Origin of the sequence: Massilia sp. Root335, assembly GCF_001425685.1 — a bacterium.
Taxonomy (GTDB): Bacteria; Pseudomonadota; Gammaproteobacteria; order Burkholderiales; family Burkholderiaceae_D; genus Telluria; species Telluria luteola.
This window is the reverse complement of record NZ_LMCY01000011.1, coordinates 267,858-268,341: the sequence shown is the minus strand read 5'-3', so window position 1 is coordinate 268,341 and position 484 is coordinate 267,858. Positions and strand designations below refer to the sequence as shown.

Annotated in this window: 1 protein-coding gene; it reads right to left on the bottom strand. The window is 71.5% G+C overall.

What is annotated here, in order from left to right:
• Positions 1–484 (bottom strand): AMP-binding protein (locus tag ASC93_RS08990; protein WP_157201815.1); only part of this gene is annotated, 484 nt, incomplete at both ends.

Here is a 484-nt window from a genome sequence, read left to right as displayed (position 1 = left end):
CGCCCGGTTCGATGCGGAAGCCGCGGATCTTGACCTGCTGGTCGATGCGGCCCAGGAATTCGATGGTGCCGTCGGGACGCTGGCGGGCCAGGTCGCCGGATTTATACATGCGCGCGCCGGGCTCGCCGCTGAACGGATCGGGGATGAACTTCTCGGCCGTCATGCCGGGCCGGCCCAGATAGCCGCGGGCGACCCCGGCGCCGCCGATGTGCAGCTCGCCGGCCACGCCGACGGGCACCGGGTTGAGCCACGCGTCGAGGATGTAGATCGCGGTGTTGGCGATCGGACGGCCGAGCGGCAGCGGCAGGTTGAAGTCGTCGCGCGCCGTGACCGGGTGGTGGCAGGCGAAGGTGGTGGTCTCGGTCGGTCCGTAGCCGTTGCTGAGCAGGATCGATGGGTTGGCATCGCGCAGCGTGCGCGCGTGGCCGGGCGACAGCGCCTCGCCGCCGGCGAGGATGTGGCGCATCGACGCGAGCGCGGGCAA